This is a genomic window from Spongiactinospora sp. TRM90649, from assembly GCF_029382225.1.
Lineage (GTDB): Bacteria > Actinomycetota > Actinomycetes > Streptosporangiales > Streptosporangiaceae > Spongiactinospora.
Genome location: NZ_JARLTC010000011.1, coordinates 154,706 through 171,319, shown reverse-complemented (window position 1 = coordinate 171,319; position 16,614 = coordinate 154,706). Strand labels below are relative to the sequence as shown.

Genomic DNA, 16,614 nt, shown 5'->3' with positions numbered 1-16,614 from the left:
CCCCCACGGCCTCTCAGTCGCGCCTGCGCGGCGAGATGGTGATGTTGCCGTCCTGCGGGACGGGGATCACCTCGACCTTGCCGTCCTGGATCGCCTTCCACAGCACCGCGCCCTGCGGGCCCAGCACCCCCACCAGGTCCTTGATCGACTCTAGTTCGGTGCGGACCTTGGCGTTGCGCTGGGTCTGCGCGGCGTTCTCCGCCTTCGCCGCCTGCTCGGCGGCCAGGGCGTTCACCAGCGACTCCGGCGGCTCGGGCTTCTGGATGGTCAGCACGACGTCGCCGCACTCGCCGACGCCGCCGTAGTTGGGGCTGCAGAAGTAGTCGTCGCCCGCGGTCTCCTTGATGAACTGCCGGGCGAGCTGGCCGACCCGCTGTTCCCACTGCTGCTTGACGTTCGGGTCGTTGAACAGCTTGCGCCACTCGAACTCCTGCGAGGCGGCGTCCATGGCCCGGTCGAGCGGCTGCTTGAAGTAGAAGTTCAGCATCTTGGTCCACCCGCTGGAGGAATCGCCGTCGCCGTCGGCGTACGCGCCGAACTTCAGGCCGATCCGCTCGTGGAAGCGCCGTAGCGTCTCGCAGTGGGTGTTCAGGGTGAACGTGGCCGACCCGGCGACCTGCATCTCCACGTTGTCCTTGGAGACGATGGAGATGGGCCGGGACTCGGCGCCCTCGGCGCCGGAGAAGTCGAAGGTCCGCTGCCCGAACGGGTAGGAGTAGCCGGTGTCTCCCGGGCCGAGCAGCGTGGCGCCGCTCGACGGGTTGATGCAGCGGTCGAAGGCGATCGCCTCGAACGTGCCGCCCGCGTAGTGGAGGATCACCTCGTCGGGCTGGGTGCTGACGCGAGAGCAGCCGGAGAGCGCGAACCCGAGGCCCACGACGGCGACCACCGCCGCGATGAACCACTTCAGCAGCCTCCGGCTCCCTCCTCTCGCCGCCGAGCCCGCCGTTCCGTCCTGCTTCTTGGTCATGGCGGATCACGGTAGTGGACTCAGGTCACAGGACATGACAAATGCATTTAGGTTCGCTTAATCATTCCGAACGGTGTGGATCGGACGGCCGCTATTGTCGTGTGGGCCGTTCCGGAGGGGCCGCCGGAGGCGCGGGCTGCGCGACCCCCGAGGAGACGGCGCGGCTCGGGGCCCGTGTGGACGACCCGGAGCGCGCGGTGACCGCCGTGATCAACGAGGCCCGGCGGCGGTCGGGCGAGCGGCGGCACCGCGACGCGTCCGGGGTGGTGGCCGTACTGGCCGGTGGGGTGGCCGTCGCGGCCACCGCCCAGACCGCCCCCACCCCCTCCACCTCCCCTGCCACCTCCCCTGCCATCGCCTCGTCCTCGATCACCTGCGGTCAGGCGGTGAAGATCGCCAAGAAGCGGGCGCCCCGGGCCCGGGTGACCGAGGTCGAGCTGGAGAAGGGGAACTGGGAGTACGAGGTCTACGTCTGGCTCAAGACCGGCAAGATCATCAAGTTCGAGCGCGATTACGACGACCGACGGTTCGCGTCAGCAGTCGGCGAGGATCTTCCGCATGGCCTCCTTCTCCGCCTGGGTGACCCACAGGTCGTACTTCACCTTCACGTCGATCTGACGCGCCACGTAGTCGCACCGGTAGGCACGGCGCGGCGGCAACCACGTCGCCGCGTCGCTCGCCTGCTTCTGACCGTTCAGCGGGCCGTCCACGGCCATCAGGTTCAGCGGGTCGTTGGCCAGTTCCTTGCGCTTCGCCTCCGCCCACTTGGCCGCGCCCTTCTGCCAGGCGTCGCCCAGCGCCACCACATGGTCGATCTGCACCGCCATGCTGGTGCGGGTGCCGCGCTCGAACTCGATCTTCTTGCCGCTGTAGGGGTCGTCGAGGGTGCCGGTCAGCACGATGCAGTCGTGGGTGCCCTTCTTGAAGGTCTCGTTCTTCAAATCGCGCTTGAGGATGTCGTTCCTGGTGTCGCAACCGTTGTGATCGACGTCGGCCCAGGCCGGGCCGAACCGATCCCGGTCGTAACCGGTCATCGGCGCACGGCCCTTGACGTCGAGCTGGTCCAAGCCGGTCCGTGCCGCGCGCACGTCTACCTTGCCGCCCCCGCCACCACCGCCGCCGCCACCCCGGTCGTCGGAGGAACCGATCTGCGCCTCCAGACCGCCACACCCCGCGAGCATTCCCGCCACCAGCGCCAATGCGGCGATCTTCCGGTTTCTCCGGTTCATCAACACTGCTCCCAGGTCAAGGTTTAGTAATAGTTACGTATAGCAACTACCCGGAAGCAGTGTTGTTAGCGTTGCTTTCCCGTTAGATCCCGTAGCGCCGGGCGATGCCCTCCAGGAGGCATTCGAGGCCCACCTCGAACTGCCAGTCGGTGTCGTCTTTGCGGGTGCCAGCCCTGATATAGCGCGCGAAAGCGGGATAGCGGCCGGAGTCCAGCAGCCACGTCATACGCGAGGAGTAGGCGGCGCGCAGCTCGTTCATTCCCGCGACGTCCTCGCGCGCGAGCAAGGCGTCTCGCTCGGCGAGAGCGGCGGCCGTGCCGTGCACGAACGAGGTCATCGCGCTCACCAGGGCCATCTTGGTGTCCTCGTCGAGCTCCATGCCGTCCAGCGCGGCCAGCAGCCGGTCGCTGCGCGACACCATGCTCGGCGTCAACGGCGCGCCCGTCTGGATCAGCCACGGATGGCGCGCGAAGAGCGCCCGCTGGCCGTACGCGGCGCGCCGCAGCACGGCCCGCCATTCACCTTGGGACTCAACGTCGGTCGCGGTATCGGCCGCGGTGTCGGAGTCGGCGCGATAGACGGCGTCCACCATCAGTTCGATGATGTCGTTCTTGCCGCGCACGTAGCGATAGAGGCCCATCGTCGCGACCCCGAGCCGGTCGGCCAGGCGGCGCATGGAGACCGCGTCGATCCCATCGGCGTCGGCGATCTCGACGGCTGCCTCGGCGATCTGGTCGTGGGTGAGCGACACCCGCGGCGCCTGCTTGGGCCGCTCGATCCGCTGCCAGATCGACTCCCGGTCTTCGGATTCCGCCATGCGCACTTCCCTTCGCTTGCGTACATCGTACTCGACTTGTACGCCGTACGCTCATGTGCGTACGCTGTATCTGAATGCGAGTACGCCGTACGCACCCATGGAGGTATGCAGAATGTCACCGGCCCCGCTCAAGACGGCAGTGATCATCGGCAGCGTGCGCGAAGGGCGGATCGCCCCCCTCGTCACCCGCTGGTTCGTCGAACAGGCCGCCACCCGCGAGGACATCGAGATCGACGTCATCGACCTGCTGGAGGCCGACCTCCCGGACGGGCTGCCGGGCCACTTCGGCGGCGAGAAGCCCACACAGGTCGCGGTCCTGAGTCCACGGATCGCGGCGGCGGACGCGTTCGTCGTCGTGGTCCCCGAGTACAACCGCGGCTACCCGGCGGCGCTGAAGATCGCGATCGACTCCTTCAACTGGGAGTGGCAGGCCAAGCCGGTCTCGTTCGTCTCCTACGGCGGGATCTCCGGCGGGGTGCGCGCCACCGAGCAGTTGCGGACGGTCTTCGCCGAACTGCACGCACCCGCCATCCGGGACTACGTGGCGATCGACAAGATCGGGTCCCGCTTCGGCCCCGACGGGACGTTCCCGACGGAACCGGAGGGCTGCAACGCGGCGGCCAAGATCATGCTCGACCGGCTCGTCTGGTGGGGCCTCGCCCTGCGCGACGCCCGGGCCGCCCGTCCCTACGCCGGATGAGACACCCCATGCCCCCGCTCCGGCTGATGAGCATCGGCCTACGAAACACCCGGTCGTTCCCGCGCGGAAGGGGCTTGGCGGAAGGACGCCCACGCCCCGCCGTGCCGCCCTTCCGCCGGATCGAGAACCCCTCGCCTAACGGCCACCGCCCCAGAAGGCGCCCGCGCCCCGCCGTGCCGTCCCTCCGCCGGGTCCGGAACCCCTCACGTGACGACCGCCGACCGGGGGGATGGGGGTGGTCGCCGTGCTGATCCGCCTGCTGCGCGACCACGCCCGCCCCTACCGGCGCTCCATCGCCCTGATCCTGGTGCTGCAACTGGCCGGGGCCGTCGCGTCACTGTCCCTGCCCGCCCTCAACGCACGTCTCATCGACGACGGTGTGCTCTCCGGAGACACCGCGGCCATCCTCCGCACCGGCGGCGCGATGCTGGCCGCCACGGCGGTGCACCTCGGCTGCGCCGTCGCCGCCGGATACCTGGCCGCGCGCACGGCCGTCCACGTCGGCCACGATCTGCGGGCCGCCGTGTACGGCCACGCCCTCGCCTTCCCGGTCAAGGAGGTCGCGCGCTTCGGCGCGCCCTCGCTGCTCACCCGGACCACCAACGACGTCCAGCAGGTGCAGACGCTCCTCTACCTGACGCTCACCAGCCTGGCGACCACACCCATGGCGTTCGTGGGCGGCATCGTCGTGGCGGTCGGCCTGGACCTGCGGCTGTCGGCGCTGGTGCTGGTGGCGCTGCCCGTGATGCTCGCCGTGCTGGGCGTGCTCGTCTACCGCCTGGGCCCGCCGTTCCGGGCCATGCAAGGGCGCCTGGACACCGTCAACCGCCTGCTGCGCGAGCAGATCATGGGCATGCGGGTGGTCCGAGCCTTCGTCCGGGAGGACGCCGAGCGCGACCGGTTCGCCCGCGCCAACGACGACCTGACTGCGGCGGCCACGCGCACCTCCCGACTCACGTCGATCATGTTCCCCGCCGGGATGCTGGTCCCCAACCTGGCCACCGTCTCCGCCGTCGCGGCCGGGGCGTACCTCATCGACGACGGGTCGGCCACCCCCGGAACCCTCCTCGCGTTCCTCAACTGCCTGGCGCTCATCCTGGGCGCCGCGCTGCTGGCCACGTTCACCGTCATGATGGCCCCGCGCGCCGGGGTGAGCGCCGGGCGCATCACCGAGATCCTCGACACCCCCGGGCGTACCACCGGGCCGGTCTCGGTGACCAGCCCACCCGTCCGAGGGCACCTTGAGATCCGCGACGTGTCCTTCACCTACCCCGGGGCGGAACGCCCCGTGCTCGACGGCGTGAACCTCATCGCCCGCCCCGGCGAGACCGTGGCGATCGTCGGCTCCACCGGCGCGGGCAAGACCTCGCTGCTCAACCTGATCCCCCGGCTGACCGAGCCCACGGCGGGCGCGGTGCTCATCGACGGCTCCGACGTGCGCGACCTTGCCCCGGACGCGCTCGTGCGGGCCGTGGGCGTCGCCCCGCAGCGCGCCCACCTGTTCACCGGGACCGTGGCGTCCAACCTCCGGTACGGCAGGCCCGACGCCACCGACGACGAGCTGTGGGACGCCCTGGACGCCGCGCAGGCCCGCGACTTCGTCGAGGCGCTGCCGGACGGGCTCACCGGCCGGATCGGGCAGGGCGGCACCGACCTGTCCGGCGGGCAGCGCCAGCGCCTGGCCATCGCCCGGCTCCTGGTGTCCCGCCCGCTCATCTACCTGTTCGACGACGCGTTCTCCGCCCTCGACCTGCTCACCGAACGCGCCCTGCGCGACGCCCTGGCCCGGCGTACCCGGAACGCGACGGTCCTGATCGTCGCCCACCGGGTGGCCACGGTACGGCGTGCCGATCGGATCGTCGTGCTGGACCGGGGACGCGTCGCGGGCACCGGCACCCACGAGGAACTGATGCGTACCAGCCCGACCTACCGGGAGATCGTCCTCTCCCAGCTCACCGAGGAGGAGGCGGCATGACCGGCACCCGGCCTTTCACAGACGGCGCCAACCCTCCGGACACCCCTGGCACCGCCCCTACCACCGGCCCCAACGTCGGGCCTGACCGTGCCGGCCCTGGGCGCGACGCCGGTCGCGGCCCTCGGACCCGATCCCGCGCCGTGACGCCTCCGCGAGACCACGCCGGGCCGCCCACTCCGGACGACGGAACCACTCCGGACGACGGGGCCACCGCGGATGACAGGATCACCGCGGGCGACCGGCCGGGGAGGCGGTTGCTCCGCGCGGCGCGGCCGGAACTGCCGACCGCCGCCGTCGCCGTCCTCGCCGCCGCCGTCGGAGTGGCGCTGACCGTCGCCGTTCCGCGCCTGCTCGGCGCGGCCACCGACCTGATCGTCGGCTTCCCCGGGAACGTGGACTTCGCCGCCCTGACCGGGATCCTGCTGGCCGCCGGGGCCTGCTACCTGGCCGCGTTCGGCGCGTCCGCCGTGCAGCAGCGCCTCACCGTCACCGTGGTCCAGCGGCTCGTCCACCGGCTACGCGAACGCGTCCAGGACAAACTGGCCCGGCTGCCGCTGGCGTACTTCGACCGCACCCCGCGGGGGGAGGTGCTCTCCCGGGTCACCAACGACGTGGACAACATCGCCCAGACCCTCCAGCACGTCCTCAGTGTGATCGCGCAGGCCATATTCACCTTTGTCGGGGTCCTCGCCATGATGGTGCTGATCTCGCCGCTGCTGGCGCTGGTGTCGCTGGTCGTCGTGCCGTCCACCGTCCTGCTGGCCCGCGTCATCGCTGCCCGCGCGCGGTCCAGGTTCGCCGCCCAGGCGGCGGCCACCGGGCGCCTCAACGCCCACATCGAGGAGATCTACACCGGCCACGCCCTGGTCACCGCCTTCGGACGGCAGGACACCGCCGAAGCGTCCTTCGCCCACCACAACCGCGAAATGCGCGGGGCCGGCTTCACCGCCCAGTTCGTCTCCGGCCTGATCGGCCCCGCGATGATGCTGCTGACCAGCCTCAACTTCATTCTCGTCGCGGTGATCGGCGGCCTTCGGGTGGCGTCGGGCGCGCTGTCCATCGGCGAGATCCAGGCGTTCCTGCAGTACTGCATGCAGTTCGGCCAGCCGGTCAACCAGGCGGCGTCGGCGTCCACGCTGGTGCAGTCCGTGCTGGCCTCGGCGGGCCGCGTCTTCGACCTGCTGGACGAGCCCGAGGAGCCCGTCTCCCCCCGGCGGGACACTGTTGGTGCGGTCGCCGGCAAGGTCGCCTTCGAGGACGTCTCGTTCCGGTACGTCCCCGATGCGCCACTGATCGAGAACCTGTCCCTGGTCGCCGAGCCCGGCCGTACCGTCGCGATCGTCGGCCCGACCGGCGCGGGCAAGACCACGCTGGTCAACCTGATCATGCGCTTCTACGAGCCGACCGGCGGCCGCATCACCCTCGACGGGGTGGACGTGGCCGGTATGCCGCGCGGCGAGGTACGCGGCCGGATCGGCATGGTGCTGCAGGACACCTGGCTCTTCGCCGGGACCATCGCCGACAACATCGCGTACGGCAGGCCGGACGCGTCGCGTGCGCAGATCGTCGAAGCGTCCGCCGCCGTCGGGCTCGACAGCTTCGTGGCGACCCTGCCGGACGGCTACGACACGCTCATCGACGACGAGGGCGGCAACCTGAGCGCGGGCGAGAAGCAGCTCGTCACCGTCGCCAGGGCCCTGCTCGCCGACCCGCAGATCCTCATCCTGGACGAGGCGACCAGCTCACTGGACACCCGCACCGAGATGCTGCTGCAACGCGCGATGACGTCGCTTCGGCGCGGCCGTACGAGTTTCGTCATCGCCCACCGCCTGTCCACGATCCGCGACGCCGATCTCATCCTGGTGATGGAACACGGCCGGGTCGTCGAACAGGGCACCCACACCGAACTCCTGTCCACCCCCGACGGCCGGTACGCCACCCTCCGCGCCGCCCAGCTCAGTTGAGACGGCCAAGCCCCCTGGCCAGGATGGCGGCGGTCTCGGCGAGCACCTTCTCGTCCACGTCACCGTCCGCCGCCCGCCGATTCGTATAAATCGCCATCACCACGGGAGGAGCGTCTTTCACCGGCCACACGACCGCCACATCATTGGCCGAGCCGTACGTACCACCCGTCCCAGTCTTGTCCCCCACCCGCCAACTCTTGGGCAACCCACCCCGAATCCGGCGGTCACCGGTCTTGTTGGCGACCAGCCAGGCGTTCAACCGATCGCGGTCCTTCGCATGAAGCGCATCTCCGGTCGTAAGCCGCTGAAAGTCCCGCGCCATGGACGCGGGCGTGGTGGTGTCGCGCTTCTCCCCCGGAGCCCACCGGTTCATCTCGGGCTCCCACCGGTCCATCCGGCTGGCACGATCCCCCAACGACCGGAAGAACCGCGTCAGCCCGGCCGGCCCCCCGGCCTCCTTCAGCAGCAGGTTCCCCGCCGTGTTGTCGCTCTGCGTCACAGCCGCCTCGCACAACCCGGCAACTGTCATCCCATCGCCGACATGCTTCTCCGTGACCGGCGAATACGGCAAAACCTCGTCCGCCTTCCACCGCACGACCCGCTTCATCAGCCCGGGGGTCGTGGTCCGCGCCTTCTGCAGGACGGCCGCCGCGACCACCGCCTTGAACGTGGACGCCAGCGGAAACCGCTCATCCCCCCGATTCCCCACCACCCGCCCCGTCCCTGTATCGACCGCATACGCCCCGATCCGCCCCTTGAACGCAGCCTCCAGAGCCCGGATCTCCCCCCGCACGGCATCCCGCCGATCCGGCGGAGCCGAAGAACTCACAACAGCCGTAGGCACAGGCTCAATCACAGACGTCCGCCCCGCAGCACAACCCCCAAGCCCCCCGGCCACCACCACCGTCATCACAGTCGAACCCACCCGCCGCATCCGGCCCCTCCCCCTCTTTCCACCGGCCACAGGAGCCAAGCAGCCCGACCTGCCGATGTCCAACACCGCCATCGAGAGAGACCCATTCACATATCACCGCTGGTCGTCCGCCCGGTGATCAGCCGCTCCCCACCCGGAACCACCAGCCGGAAGTCGGGCACCCCCGTCTCTACCCCCGCAGAACCCGCACAGCGCCATACGGCCTGCGCCGGCGTGGCCCCGTCGAGGCCGTCAGCGCGACGGCCGTGGTCATGATCGGCAGGCGGCGCGGAAGGCGCCGCGGTGGTCGGTGCGGGTCGTGCGAGGGGGCCCGTTCCGGTGGTTTCTCAGAGGCCGTATTCCTTGACGATGCGCTCATGGCGCTCGACCTCGACGTCGACCTCGCGGGCGAGGTCGAGCCAGGCCAGGGGGTGCACCCAGCGCTCGGTGACGTCGTCGAGCAGGGCGTCGACCTCGGTCGGCGTGATGTCGGGCGGGACCGCGACCCAGCCGAAGACGCCGGGCAGGCGCTCGCCGCTGGTCGGGTGGCTGACGGTGTAGTTCTCGTCGCTGTAGACCCACATCGGCCAGCCGCGCTCGGCGAGGACCTCGTTGAACTCGGCCCAGTCGTGCTCGGACGGCGCGGCGCCGTCGAAGAACCAGCTCGAGTAGCCGCCCGGTCGGAGCATCCGGACCGCCGCGAACGGCGGGATGAACTCCTCGCGCTCCTGCGGGTCGTCGGGCAACGGTTCGAGGAGCTGCGGGTCGAAGACCACGGTGTCGCCCGCGTTGAAGTCCATGCCGGGCGGCTGGGGCATCGCGAGGCGGGCCGTGGCCGGGCCGGTGCGGACGCTGATGACCTGGCGCTGGCTGCCGTCCGGGGCGGGCAGGATGACCCGGACCAGGCCCATCTCCATCTCCACCGGACCGCTGTCGCCCTCCAGCGCCATGCGCAGCCGGGCCGCGCCCAGGCGCACGGTCTCCCAGTCCTCCGCGCTGGTCGCCATGACGATCATGCGCCAGACGTCTTCGTCCTCCAGGTCGGGAGAGTCGAGGACCTCGCGGATCACCAGGGCGCCCTTGGCGTTCTCGTCGAGCTGCTGGGCCGCGCCGGACTGCAGTCGGCGGGCGTCGAGCCCGGCCCCGGCCGCGAGGGCCGCCTCGGCCTCGGCCATCGTCTCCTCCCACCGGTCGCGGGCGCGGTGCAGCCGGGCCAGCGTGAGGTGGCGCTGCGCCTCGGGCAGCCGGGCGGCGAACTGCTCAAGGCGTTCGTCCTGGCGTGCCTCGATCAGCAGGTTGGCGAGGATCGCGACGTCTTCGTCGTCGGGCTCGCCCGGCGCGGACTCGTCGTCGACGAGCATGGTCCAGTAGATGTCGGCGCCCCGGCTCGGGTAGCCGAGGAAGCCCAGGGTGCTGGTGACCCGGCGGGTGGCCTCGGTGTCCGTGCCCGCGAGGGGGGTCAGCCACTCGACCCAGCGCTCCGGGTCGGCCTTGGAGCCGTCGGCGGCGTCGAAGATGCCGACCCGCTCCGCCAGCGGCCCGGGGGCCTCGGGCGGCGAGGTGGCGTCGGCGTCGCGGCGCAGCTTGGCCACGCGCTCGGGCAGCTCCCCGGCGTCGCGCAGCTCGCCCAGGCCGCTCTCGGCGATGTCGGCGAGGTAGCGCGCCTGCCATACCCCCTGCCGGGCGATGGCCAGGTCACCGGCGATCAGCGCCAGCTCGACCCGCGCGCGGTAGCCGCCCATCATGGCGAAGTAGTCGATCCACTGCCGCAGCACCCGGCCGAGCTGCCAGGTGTTGGCGATCTGCGAAGAACCGGCGAGCACGTGGACGGCACGGGACCACTCGACGAACGAGTGCGGGTGGTCGCCGACCACGTCGAGGTCGGGCAGGGCCTCGACGGCCTCGGAGGTCTGGCCCAGGGCGCCGAGTACCCGGGCGCGCAGCACGCCCTCGCGGTGCGGGCGGTTGACCGGGTCGTCGGGCTTGAGCCCGGACGCGGCGTCGAGCGCGGCCAGGGCGTCCTCCGCCCGGTCGGCGGCGAGCAGCGCGCGGGCGGCGGACACGGCCAGTTCCCAGCTCGCCTCGCGCTCCGCGCCGCGCAGGCGCTCGATGGCGGACTCGGCGTAGGCGACGGCCTCGCCCGGCTTGCCGGAGTCGAGCAGCGCCGTGACGTACTGGGTGGTGAGCCCGCAGAAGGCGAGCGAGTCGGGCTCCACGCCTTCGAGCGCGCCGCTGATCAGGCCCAGGCGCTCGGAGGCGTATCCGGGGCCGTCGGCGTTGGCCCACGCCAGCGCGAGGGCCTCCACGGCGGCGGGGACGGAGGGACACTCACGGACGTCTTCGCGCTGGGCGAACGCCAGCAGCTCCTCCGCGTCGCCGAGCGCGACCGCTCCCTGGGCGCGGTCGCCGATGCGCCCGATCAGATGCCAGTAGCGGGCGTAGAACTCCACCCAGGGCATCTCCAGCGTCTCCGCCTGCCCCGCGACCGCCGGGGCCACCACGTCGAGCTGGGCGTATCGCCCTTCGTACGCCTGCGCCGGGAGGTCGCCGAGCGCGATCGCGAGGCCGGCGTTCCCAGCTTCCTGAAGTTGCCGCTGGGTGTCGCCGACCCAGGCCCAGATGTCCACGTCCATGGGCAGTCAGTCTGCCAGGTCGGCGGGCGTGCCCCAAACGCCTGTGGCGGCGGCGCGCCCGCGTTACGAAGGTGAGCGGTCAGGTGAGGTAGTCGCCGGAGGCCACGATGACGGCGGGACCGGCGAGGTGGGTCGTGGTGCCGTCGAGGACGACGGTGAGGGTGCCGCCGAGCACCTCGACCGACCAGGTGCCGGTCTCCTCCCCGGCGAGCCTGGCCGCCGCGACGACCGACGCCACCGCGCCCGTGCCGCAGGAGCGGGTCTCGCCCGAGCCGCGCTCGTACACGCGCATCACCACGCGGCGCGGCCCGACCGCGTTGATCAGCTCGATGTTGACCCCCGAGGGGAAGTCGCCGGGGTCGAAGCCCGGCTGGTGGGTCAGGTCGAGCTGGGCCACCGGGTCGCCGATCACGCAGGCCAGGTGCGGGTTGCCCATGTCGATGTGCAGCCCGCCGTACTCGTGCCCGCCGAGGTTGGCGACGCTCTCGCCGTGCACCCTGGCGGGCCCCATGTCGACCGAGACGTCGCCCTCCACGCCCGCCTGGACCCGCTTGACGCCGCCCCTGGTCGCCACGGCCAGCTCGCCCGGCCCGGCGAGGCCCGCGTCGATCAGGTAACGGACGAACACGCGCACGCCGTTGCCGCACATCTCGGCCATGCTGCCGTCGGCGTTGCGGTAGTCCATGAACCACTCGGCCCGGTCCGCCTGGTCGGCCACCTCGGGGCACAGCTTGGTGCGCACGACGTGCAGCACGCCGTCGGCCCCGATCCCGCTACGGCGTTCGCAGAGCGCGGCCACCAGGGCGGCCGTGACATCGAGCTCGTTGTCGGGATCGGGGAGGATCACGAAGTCGTTCTCCGTGCCGTGCCCCTTCAGAAACCGCATACCCCAAGCCTATCGAGCGGTCTCGCCCAGCAGGTCCAGCGCCTGCTCCAGCAGGTCGGGCGCGTCGCCGGGGAGCCATACGACGCGGGGGTCACGCCGGAACCAGGACTCCTGACGGCGGGCGAACCTCCTGGTGGCGCGGATTGTCTCCTCCTTTGCCCGCTGTTCGGTCCACTCCCCCGACAGGTGGCGCAGCACCTGCGCGTAGCCGAGGGCGCGGCTGGCCGTACGGCCCTGCGCCAGGCCCTCGCGGTCGAGCCCGCGCACCTCGTCCACCAGGCCGGCCGCCCACATGCGCTCCACCCGCAGCTCGATGCGCTCGTCGAGGAGCGGCCTGGGCATCTCCACGCCGATCTGCACATTCGGGTACACGGCGTCGTAGGACGGCATGGTGGCCGAGAACGGCCTGCCGGACAGCTCGATGACCTCCAGGGCGCGCACCACGCGTCGGCCGTTGCTGGGCAGGATGTTGCCCGCGGCGGCGGGGTCCAGCTCGCGCAGCCGCTCGTACAGCGGGGCGGGGCCGGTCTTGTCCAGCTCGGCCTCCAGCCTGGCCCGGATCAGCGGGTCGGTGCCGGGGAACTCCAGGTCGTCGAGCGCGGCGCGTACGTACAGGCCCGAGCCTCCCGTCAGGATCGGCGTCACGCCGCGCGCGAGCAGCCGGTCCAGCAGGGGGCGCGCCAGGCGCTGGTACTCGGCGACGCTGGCCGTGCGCCGGATGTCCCAGATGTCCAGGAGATGGTGGGGTATACCGCGCATCTCCGTCTTGGAAAGCTTGGCGGTACCGATGTCCATTCCTCGGTAAAGCTGCATGGAGTCGGCGTTTAGTACCTCACCCCCCAGACGAAGTGCCATATCCACTGCCAGATCGGACTTTCCAGCCGCTGTCGGGCCGACGACGGCTACCACGGGTTGCTCTCTCACGCCGCTAAGTGTGTCAACTGCGTGGGTATGCATGGGATGAAGAGGCGCGATAGATCGATTCGGGGGAATCCACAATGTCGATCATGGAAAAGCTCAAGGAGATGTTCGGGGGCCACAGCGACAAGCCGAAGGACATCCCGCGGCAGGCCGAACAGCAGGCCGACCAGCACGGCATGACCGGTAAGGCCCAGGACGCGGCCGGAGGCGCCGTGGACAAGGGCTCCCAGTGGGCCAAGGACAAGACCGGCGGCAAGTACGACCAGCACATCGACCGCGCCGCCGAAGAGGCGCACAAGCGGACAGACCGCCCCGGCGACCAGAACGGCTGACCGGCGTCCTCGTACGAGACGCCTTCCGGGAACGCGGGCCGCGCCGGGCGCCGGGCGCGGCCCAGGCGTTTTCAGAGGCCTACCGGCGTTTCCGGAGGCTCAGATGTCCCAGTCGAGCATGGGCTGCAGGTAGCCCTCCAGGGTGAGCAGCCAGCGCTTGTCCTCGACGCCCGTGCCGCCGCTGAAACCGCCGAGGCCGTCGCCCGCGACCACCCGGTGGCAGGGCACCACGATCGGGATCGGGTTCGCGCCCATGATCGACCCGATCGCCCTGGCGGGCACTCCGGTACCGCTCATCGCGGCCAGCTCGCCGTAGGTGACGGCCTTGCCGTACGGCACGCGCCCGTGCAGCGTGCCCAGCACCCCGCGCTGGACCGGCGACAGCAGCCGCCAGTCCACCGGAACGGAGAAGGCCCGCAGATCACCCGCGAAGTAGGCGGACAGCTCGGCGAGCACGCCCTCGGTGCGCCCGTCAGGGTCGCCCTCGGCGACGGCGAGCCCCAGCCGCCGCGCCACGCTCTCCCGCCGCCCCGGCGTGTCGCCCCAGACGACGGTGGCCAGACCCGCGTCCGTGACGGCCACGGCGATCTTGCCGAGCGGCGTCTCCACCGCGCCGAATGCCACGTTTTCCACCATCGCAGTCTACGACCGCGCACACCCCTGACGATCGCGCAAGGCCCTTGATGCCGTGCCGCCGCCGACTGCCTAGCATGGGCGGATGTCCCTGCGTGAACTGGTCGTCCTCGGCACGTCGAGCGCGGTGCCCACGCGCCTGCGCAACCACAATGGCTACCTGCTGCGCTGGGACGGCGAGGGCTTCCTGTTCGACCCCGGCGAGGGCACCCAGCGCCAGATGGCGCACGCGGGGGTCAGCGCCCACGACGTGACCTGGATCTGTGTCACCCACCTGCACGGTGACCACTGCCTGGGCGTGCCGGGGGTCGTCCAGCGCATCGCCCGCGACGGCGTCTCCCACCAGGTCACCGCGACCTACCCGGCGAGCGGCGAGACCTACTGGCGACGGCTGCGGCACGCGAGCCTGTTCGCCGACACCGGCGTCATAGCCGAGCGCCCGCTCTCCGGCGCCGCCGTCCGCCTTTCGGCCGGGCCGGTCACCCTGACGGCGCTGCCGCTGTCGCACCCCGTCGAGGCGTACGGCTACCGCCTCGACGAGCCCGACGGCCGCCGTATGCTCCCCGACCGGCTGCGCGCCAGAGGCGTGGACGGCCCGCTCATCAGCCGCCTCCAGCGCGAAGGCACCGTCACCGCCCCGGACGGCTCGGCCGTCCCCCTGGAGGAGGTCAGCGAGCCCCGCAGGGGCCAGAGCGCGGCCTTCGTGATGGACACCCGCCTGTGCGACTCGGCCTTCCGGCTGGCCGACGGCGTGGACCTGCTCGTCATCGAGTCCACCTTCCTGTCGGCGGAGGCGGCCCTGGCCGAGGAGTACGGCCATCTCACCGCCGCAGAGGCCGGCCGCGTCGCCGCCGAGGCGAAAGTCCGCCGCCTCGTCCTCACCCACTTCTCCGAACGCTACGACCCCGCCGACGAACCCCGCTTCCTCGCGGAGGCCGCCGAGACGTTCTCCGGCGACATCGTCCTGGCCCACGACCTCGCCCGTGTCCCCGTGCCGAAGCGGACCGAGCGCGTTCCGTGACCTGCTCACCCCCGAGCGCGCACGAGAAGGGGGCCCGGCCGGGAGTGTCGGCCCCCGGCGGTGGCCCCCGTTCGCGGGTCGCCGGAGTGGCTCACATGTTGATCATGTGGCCGGCGAGGCCGTGGATGGCCTCCTTGACCGCTTCTCCGAGGGTGGGGTGGGCGTGGATGTTGCGGCCGACCTCGTGGACGGTGAGGTCCCACTGCTGGGCGAGGGTGAGCTCGGGGAGCAGTTCGGTGACCTCGGGGCCGATGAGGTGGGCGCCGAGCAGCTCGCCGTACTTGGCGTCACTGATGATCTTCACGAAGCCGTTGGGGTCGCCCAGGCCGTGCGCCTTGCCGTTGGCGGTGAAGGGGAACTTGACGACCTTCACGTCGAAGCCCTGCTCGCGGGCCTGCGCCTCGGTCCAGCCGAAGCTGGCGATCTGCGGCTGGCAGTAGGTGGCGCGCGGGACCATCACGAAGTCGATCTCCATGGTCTCGGCGTCGCCGATGGTCTCGGCCGCGACGATGCCCATGGCCTCGGCCGCGTGGGCGAGCATCAGCTTGGCCGTCACGTCGCCGATCGCGAAGATGTGCGGGACGTTGGTACGGCACCGGCCGTCCACCGCGATCGCGCCGCGCTCGGTCAGCGCCACACCGGTGTTCTCCAGGCCGTAGCCCTCGACCCGGGGCTGGAAGCCGATCGCCTGCAGGACCTTGTCGGCCTCCAGCTTCTGCTGCTCCCCGCCGCGCGACACCGTGACCTGGACCTTGTCACCGGAGTCGTCGATGGACTCCACACGGGTGGAGGTGAGGACCTCGATGCCCAGCCGCCGGTAGCGCTTGGCCAGCTCCGCGGAGACCTCGGCGTCTTCGAGGGGGACGAGACGGTCGAGGAACTCGACGATCGTCACCTTGACCCCGTAGGAGTTGAGCACGTAGGCGAACTCCACGCCGATCGCGCCCGCTCCGGCGATGATGATGCTCTCGGGCAGGTCGTCGGCGAGGATCTGCTCCTCGAACGTCACCACCCGCTCGCTCAGGCTGGTGCCGGGCAGCAGCTTGGTGGTGGTGCCCGCGGCGATGATGCAGTGGTCGAAGGTCACCGTCTCGGTGCCGCCGCCGACCTCGACCCGCAGGGTGTTCGGGTCGGTGAAGGTGCCGCGTCCGTCGTACTCGGTGATGCCGTTCTTCTTCATCAGGTAGTGGACGCCCTTGACACGGCCGTCGGCCACCTTGCGGCTGCGCTTGAACGCCTCGCCGTAGTCGAAGGTCACATTGCCCTCGACACGGATGCCGAAGGTCTTCGCCTCATGGGTGAACAGGTGTGCCAGTTCCGCGTTGCGCAAAAGCGCCTTGGAGGGGATGCATCCTACGTTGAGGCAGATTCCACCCCAGTATCGCTCCTCGACCACCGCCACCCGGAGACCGAGTTGCGCGGCCCGCACCGCGGCGGTGTATCCGCCGGGGCCCGCGCCCAGGACTACCACGTCGTAGTGAGTGCTCATGTGCCGGACCCTATTCGTCAAGGGACCATCAGGCATCAGCGGGGGGCACATCGGCGCGCCCTTTTTCGGGCGGGCTCGCGGTGGACCGGGGTACGGCCGCCGACCCGGCTCGGGTGTGCGGGACGGCGGCC

The 16,614-nt window shown here is 71.0% G+C and carries 15 protein-coding genes; 5 read left to right on the top strand and 10 right to left on the bottom strand.

Annotated features, from left to right (window positions below):
* Positions 1–13: 13 nt before the first annotated feature.
* The 4 genes from P3X83_RS15840 to P3X83_RS15825 all read right to left on the bottom strand — a co-directional run bounded on the left by P3X83_RS15840 (position 14) and on the right by P3X83_RS15825 (position 3,016).
* A complete protein-coding gene (locus tag P3X83_RS15840) occupies positions 14–970 on the bottom strand; it encodes an SPFH domain-containing protein (protein ID WP_277305823.1) in 957 nt (318 codons plus the stop codon).
* Positions 971–1,061: 91 nt separating this feature from the next.
* Positions 1,062–1,325, bottom strand: a complete 264-nt coding sequence (locus tag P3X83_RS15835) for a hypothetical protein (RefSeq protein WP_277305822.1) — start codon at positions 1,323–1,325, stop codon at positions 1,062–1,064.
* Between the two features lie 178 nt (positions 1,326–1,503).
* Complete coding sequence (locus P3X83_RS15830; RefSeq protein ID WP_277305821.1) at positions 1,504–2,199, bottom strand: HNH endonuclease family protein; 696 nt, start codon at positions 2,197–2,199, stop codon at positions 1,504–1,506.
* Between the two features lie 82 nt (positions 2,200–2,281).
* Positions 2,282–3,016 carry a TetR/AcrR family transcriptional regulator gene (locus tag P3X83_RS15825; RefSeq protein WP_277305820.1) on the bottom strand — a complete coding sequence of 245 codons (735 nt, stop codon included), beginning with the start codon at positions 3,014–3,016 and terminating at the stop codon, positions 2,282–2,284.
* A 112-nt stretch (positions 3,017–3,128) separates the two neighbouring features.
* On the opposite strand from P3X83_RS15825, the gene P3X83_RS15820 reads away from it, so the two are divergent.
* The 3 genes from P3X83_RS15820 (at position 3,129) to P3X83_RS15810 (ending at position 7,655) form a co-directional block, all read left to right on the top strand.
* Positions 3,129–3,716 (top strand): NAD(P)H-dependent oxidoreductase, encoded by a 588-nt coding sequence (locus tag P3X83_RS15820; RefSeq protein WP_277305819.1) that lies wholly within the window; start codon positions 3,129–3,131, stop codon positions 3,714–3,716.
* A 235-nt stretch (positions 3,717–3,951) separates the two neighbouring features.
* Positions 3,952–5,691 carry an ABC transporter ATP-binding protein gene (locus P3X83_RS15815; protein ID WP_277305818.1) on the top strand — a complete coding sequence of 580 codons (1,740 nt, stop codon included), beginning with the start codon at positions 3,952–3,954 and terminating at the stop codon, positions 5,689–5,691.
* Between the two features lie 140 nt (positions 5,692–5,831).
* Positions 5,832–7,655 (top strand): ABC transporter ATP-binding protein, encoded by a 1,824-nt coding sequence (locus P3X83_RS15810; RefSeq protein WP_277305817.1) that lies wholly within the window; start codon positions 5,832–5,834, stop codon positions 7,653–7,655.
* On the opposite strand, the gene bla is transcribed toward P3X83_RS15810, so the two are convergent.
* From bla to miaA, 4 genes are all read right to left on the bottom strand, one after another.
* Positions 7,648–8,448 (bottom strand): class A beta-lactamase, encoded by an 801-nt coding sequence (gene bla, locus P3X83_RS15805; protein ID WP_277305816.1) that lies wholly within the window; start codon positions 8,446–8,448, stop codon positions 7,648–7,650. The genes P3X83_RS15810 and bla overlap by 8 nt on opposite strands.
* 467 nt (positions 8,449–8,915) lie before the next feature.
* Positions 8,916–11,201: a tetratricopeptide repeat protein gene (locus P3X83_RS15800; protein WP_277305815.1), complete on the bottom strand. Its 2,286-nt coding sequence runs from the start codon at positions 11,199–11,201 to the stop codon at positions 8,916–8,918.
* 79 nt (positions 11,202–11,280) lie between these two features.
* Complete coding sequence (gene dapF / locus P3X83_RS15795) at positions 11,281–12,087, bottom strand: diaminopimelate epimerase (RefSeq protein WP_277305814.1); 807 nt, start codon at positions 12,085–12,087, stop codon at positions 11,281–11,283.
* A gap of 9 nt (positions 12,088–12,096) precedes the next feature.
* Positions 12,097–13,044, bottom strand: a complete 948-nt coding sequence (miaA, locus tag P3X83_RS15790; RefSeq protein ID WP_277305813.1) for a tRNA (adenosine(37)-N6)-dimethylallyltransferase MiaA — start codon at positions 13,042–13,044, stop codon at positions 12,097–12,099.
* A 50-nt stretch (positions 13,045–13,094) separates the two neighbouring features.
* Here miaA and P3X83_RS15785 point away from each other — a divergent pair, with 50 nt between their 5' ends.
* On the top strand, positions 13,095–13,340 hold the full coding sequence (locus P3X83_RS15785; protein ID WP_277305812.1) for an antitoxin: 246 nt from the start codon (positions 13,095–13,097) through the stop codon (positions 13,338–13,340).
* Between the two features lie 99 nt (positions 13,341–13,439).
* Here P3X83_RS15785 and P3X83_RS15780 read toward each other — a convergent pair whose 3' ends face one another.
* The gene (locus tag P3X83_RS15780) at positions 13,440–13,976 is read right to left on the bottom strand and encodes a methylated-DNA--[protein]-cysteine S-methyltransferase (RefSeq protein ID WP_277305811.1); all 537 of its coding nucleotides are present in this window, start codon (positions 13,974–13,976) and stop codon (positions 13,440–13,442) included.
* A gap of 82 nt (positions 13,977–14,058) precedes the next feature.
* Between P3X83_RS15780 and P3X83_RS15775 the strand changes: the two genes are divergently transcribed.
* Entirely contained in the window at positions 14,059–14,994 is a 936-nt protein-coding gene (locus tag P3X83_RS15775; protein WP_277305810.1) for a ribonuclease Z, read from the top strand.
* 91 nt (positions 14,995–15,085) lie between these two features.
* Here the strand turns inward: P3X83_RS15775 and lpdA are convergent, their stop codons facing one another.
* Positions 15,086–16,483: a dihydrolipoyl dehydrogenase gene (lpdA, locus tag P3X83_RS15770; protein WP_277305809.1), complete on the bottom strand. Its 1,398-nt coding sequence runs from the start codon at positions 16,481–16,483 to the stop codon at positions 15,086–15,088.
* Positions 16,484–16,614 lie beyond the last annotated feature (131 nt).

Coding starts and splice junctions, on each gene's coding strand:
- P3X83_RS15840 (WP_277305823.1), bottom strand. CDS start 970: ATGACCAAGAAGCAGGACGGAACGGCGGGCTCGGCGGCGAGAGGAGGG.
- P3X83_RS15835 (WP_277305822.1), bottom strand. CDS start 1,325: ATGGCAGGGGAGGTGGCAGGGGAGGTGGAGGGGGTGGGGGCGGTCTGG.
- P3X83_RS15830 (WP_277305821.1), bottom strand. CDS start 2,199: ATGAACCGGAGAAACCGGAAGATCGCCGCATTGGCGCTGGTGGCGGGA.
- P3X83_RS15825 (WP_277305820.1), bottom strand. CDS start 3,016: ATGGCGGAATCCGAAGACCGGGAGTCGATCTGGCAGCGGATCGAGCGG.
- P3X83_RS15820 (WP_277305819.1), top strand. CDS start 3,129: ATGTCACCGGCCCCGCTCAAGACGGCAGTGATCATCGGCAGCGTGCGC.
- P3X83_RS15800 (WP_277305815.1), bottom strand. CDS start 11,201: ATGGACGTGGACATCTGGGCCTGGGTCGGCGACACCCAGCGGCAACTT.
- dapF (WP_277305814.1), bottom strand. CDS start 12,087: ATGCGGTTTCTGAAGGGGCACGGCACGGAGAACGACTTCGTGATCCTC.
- miaA (WP_277305813.1), bottom strand. CDS start 13,044: ATGCATACCCACGCAGTTGACACACTTAGCGGCGTGAGAGAGCAACCC.
- P3X83_RS15785 (WP_277305812.1), top strand. CDS start 13,095: ATGGAAAAGCTCAAGGAGATGTTCGGGGGCCACAGCGACAAGCCGAAG.
- P3X83_RS15780 (WP_277305811.1), bottom strand. CDS start 13,976: ATGGTGGAAAACGTGGCATTCGGCGCGGTGGAGACGCCGCTCGGCAAG.
- P3X83_RS15775 (WP_277305810.1), top strand. CDS start 14,059: ATGTCCCTGCGTGAACTGGTCGTCCTCGGCACGTCGAGCGCGGTGCCC.
- lpdA (WP_277305809.1), bottom strand. CDS start 16,483: ATGAGCACTCACTACGACGTGGTAGTCCTGGGCGCGGGCCCCGGCGGA.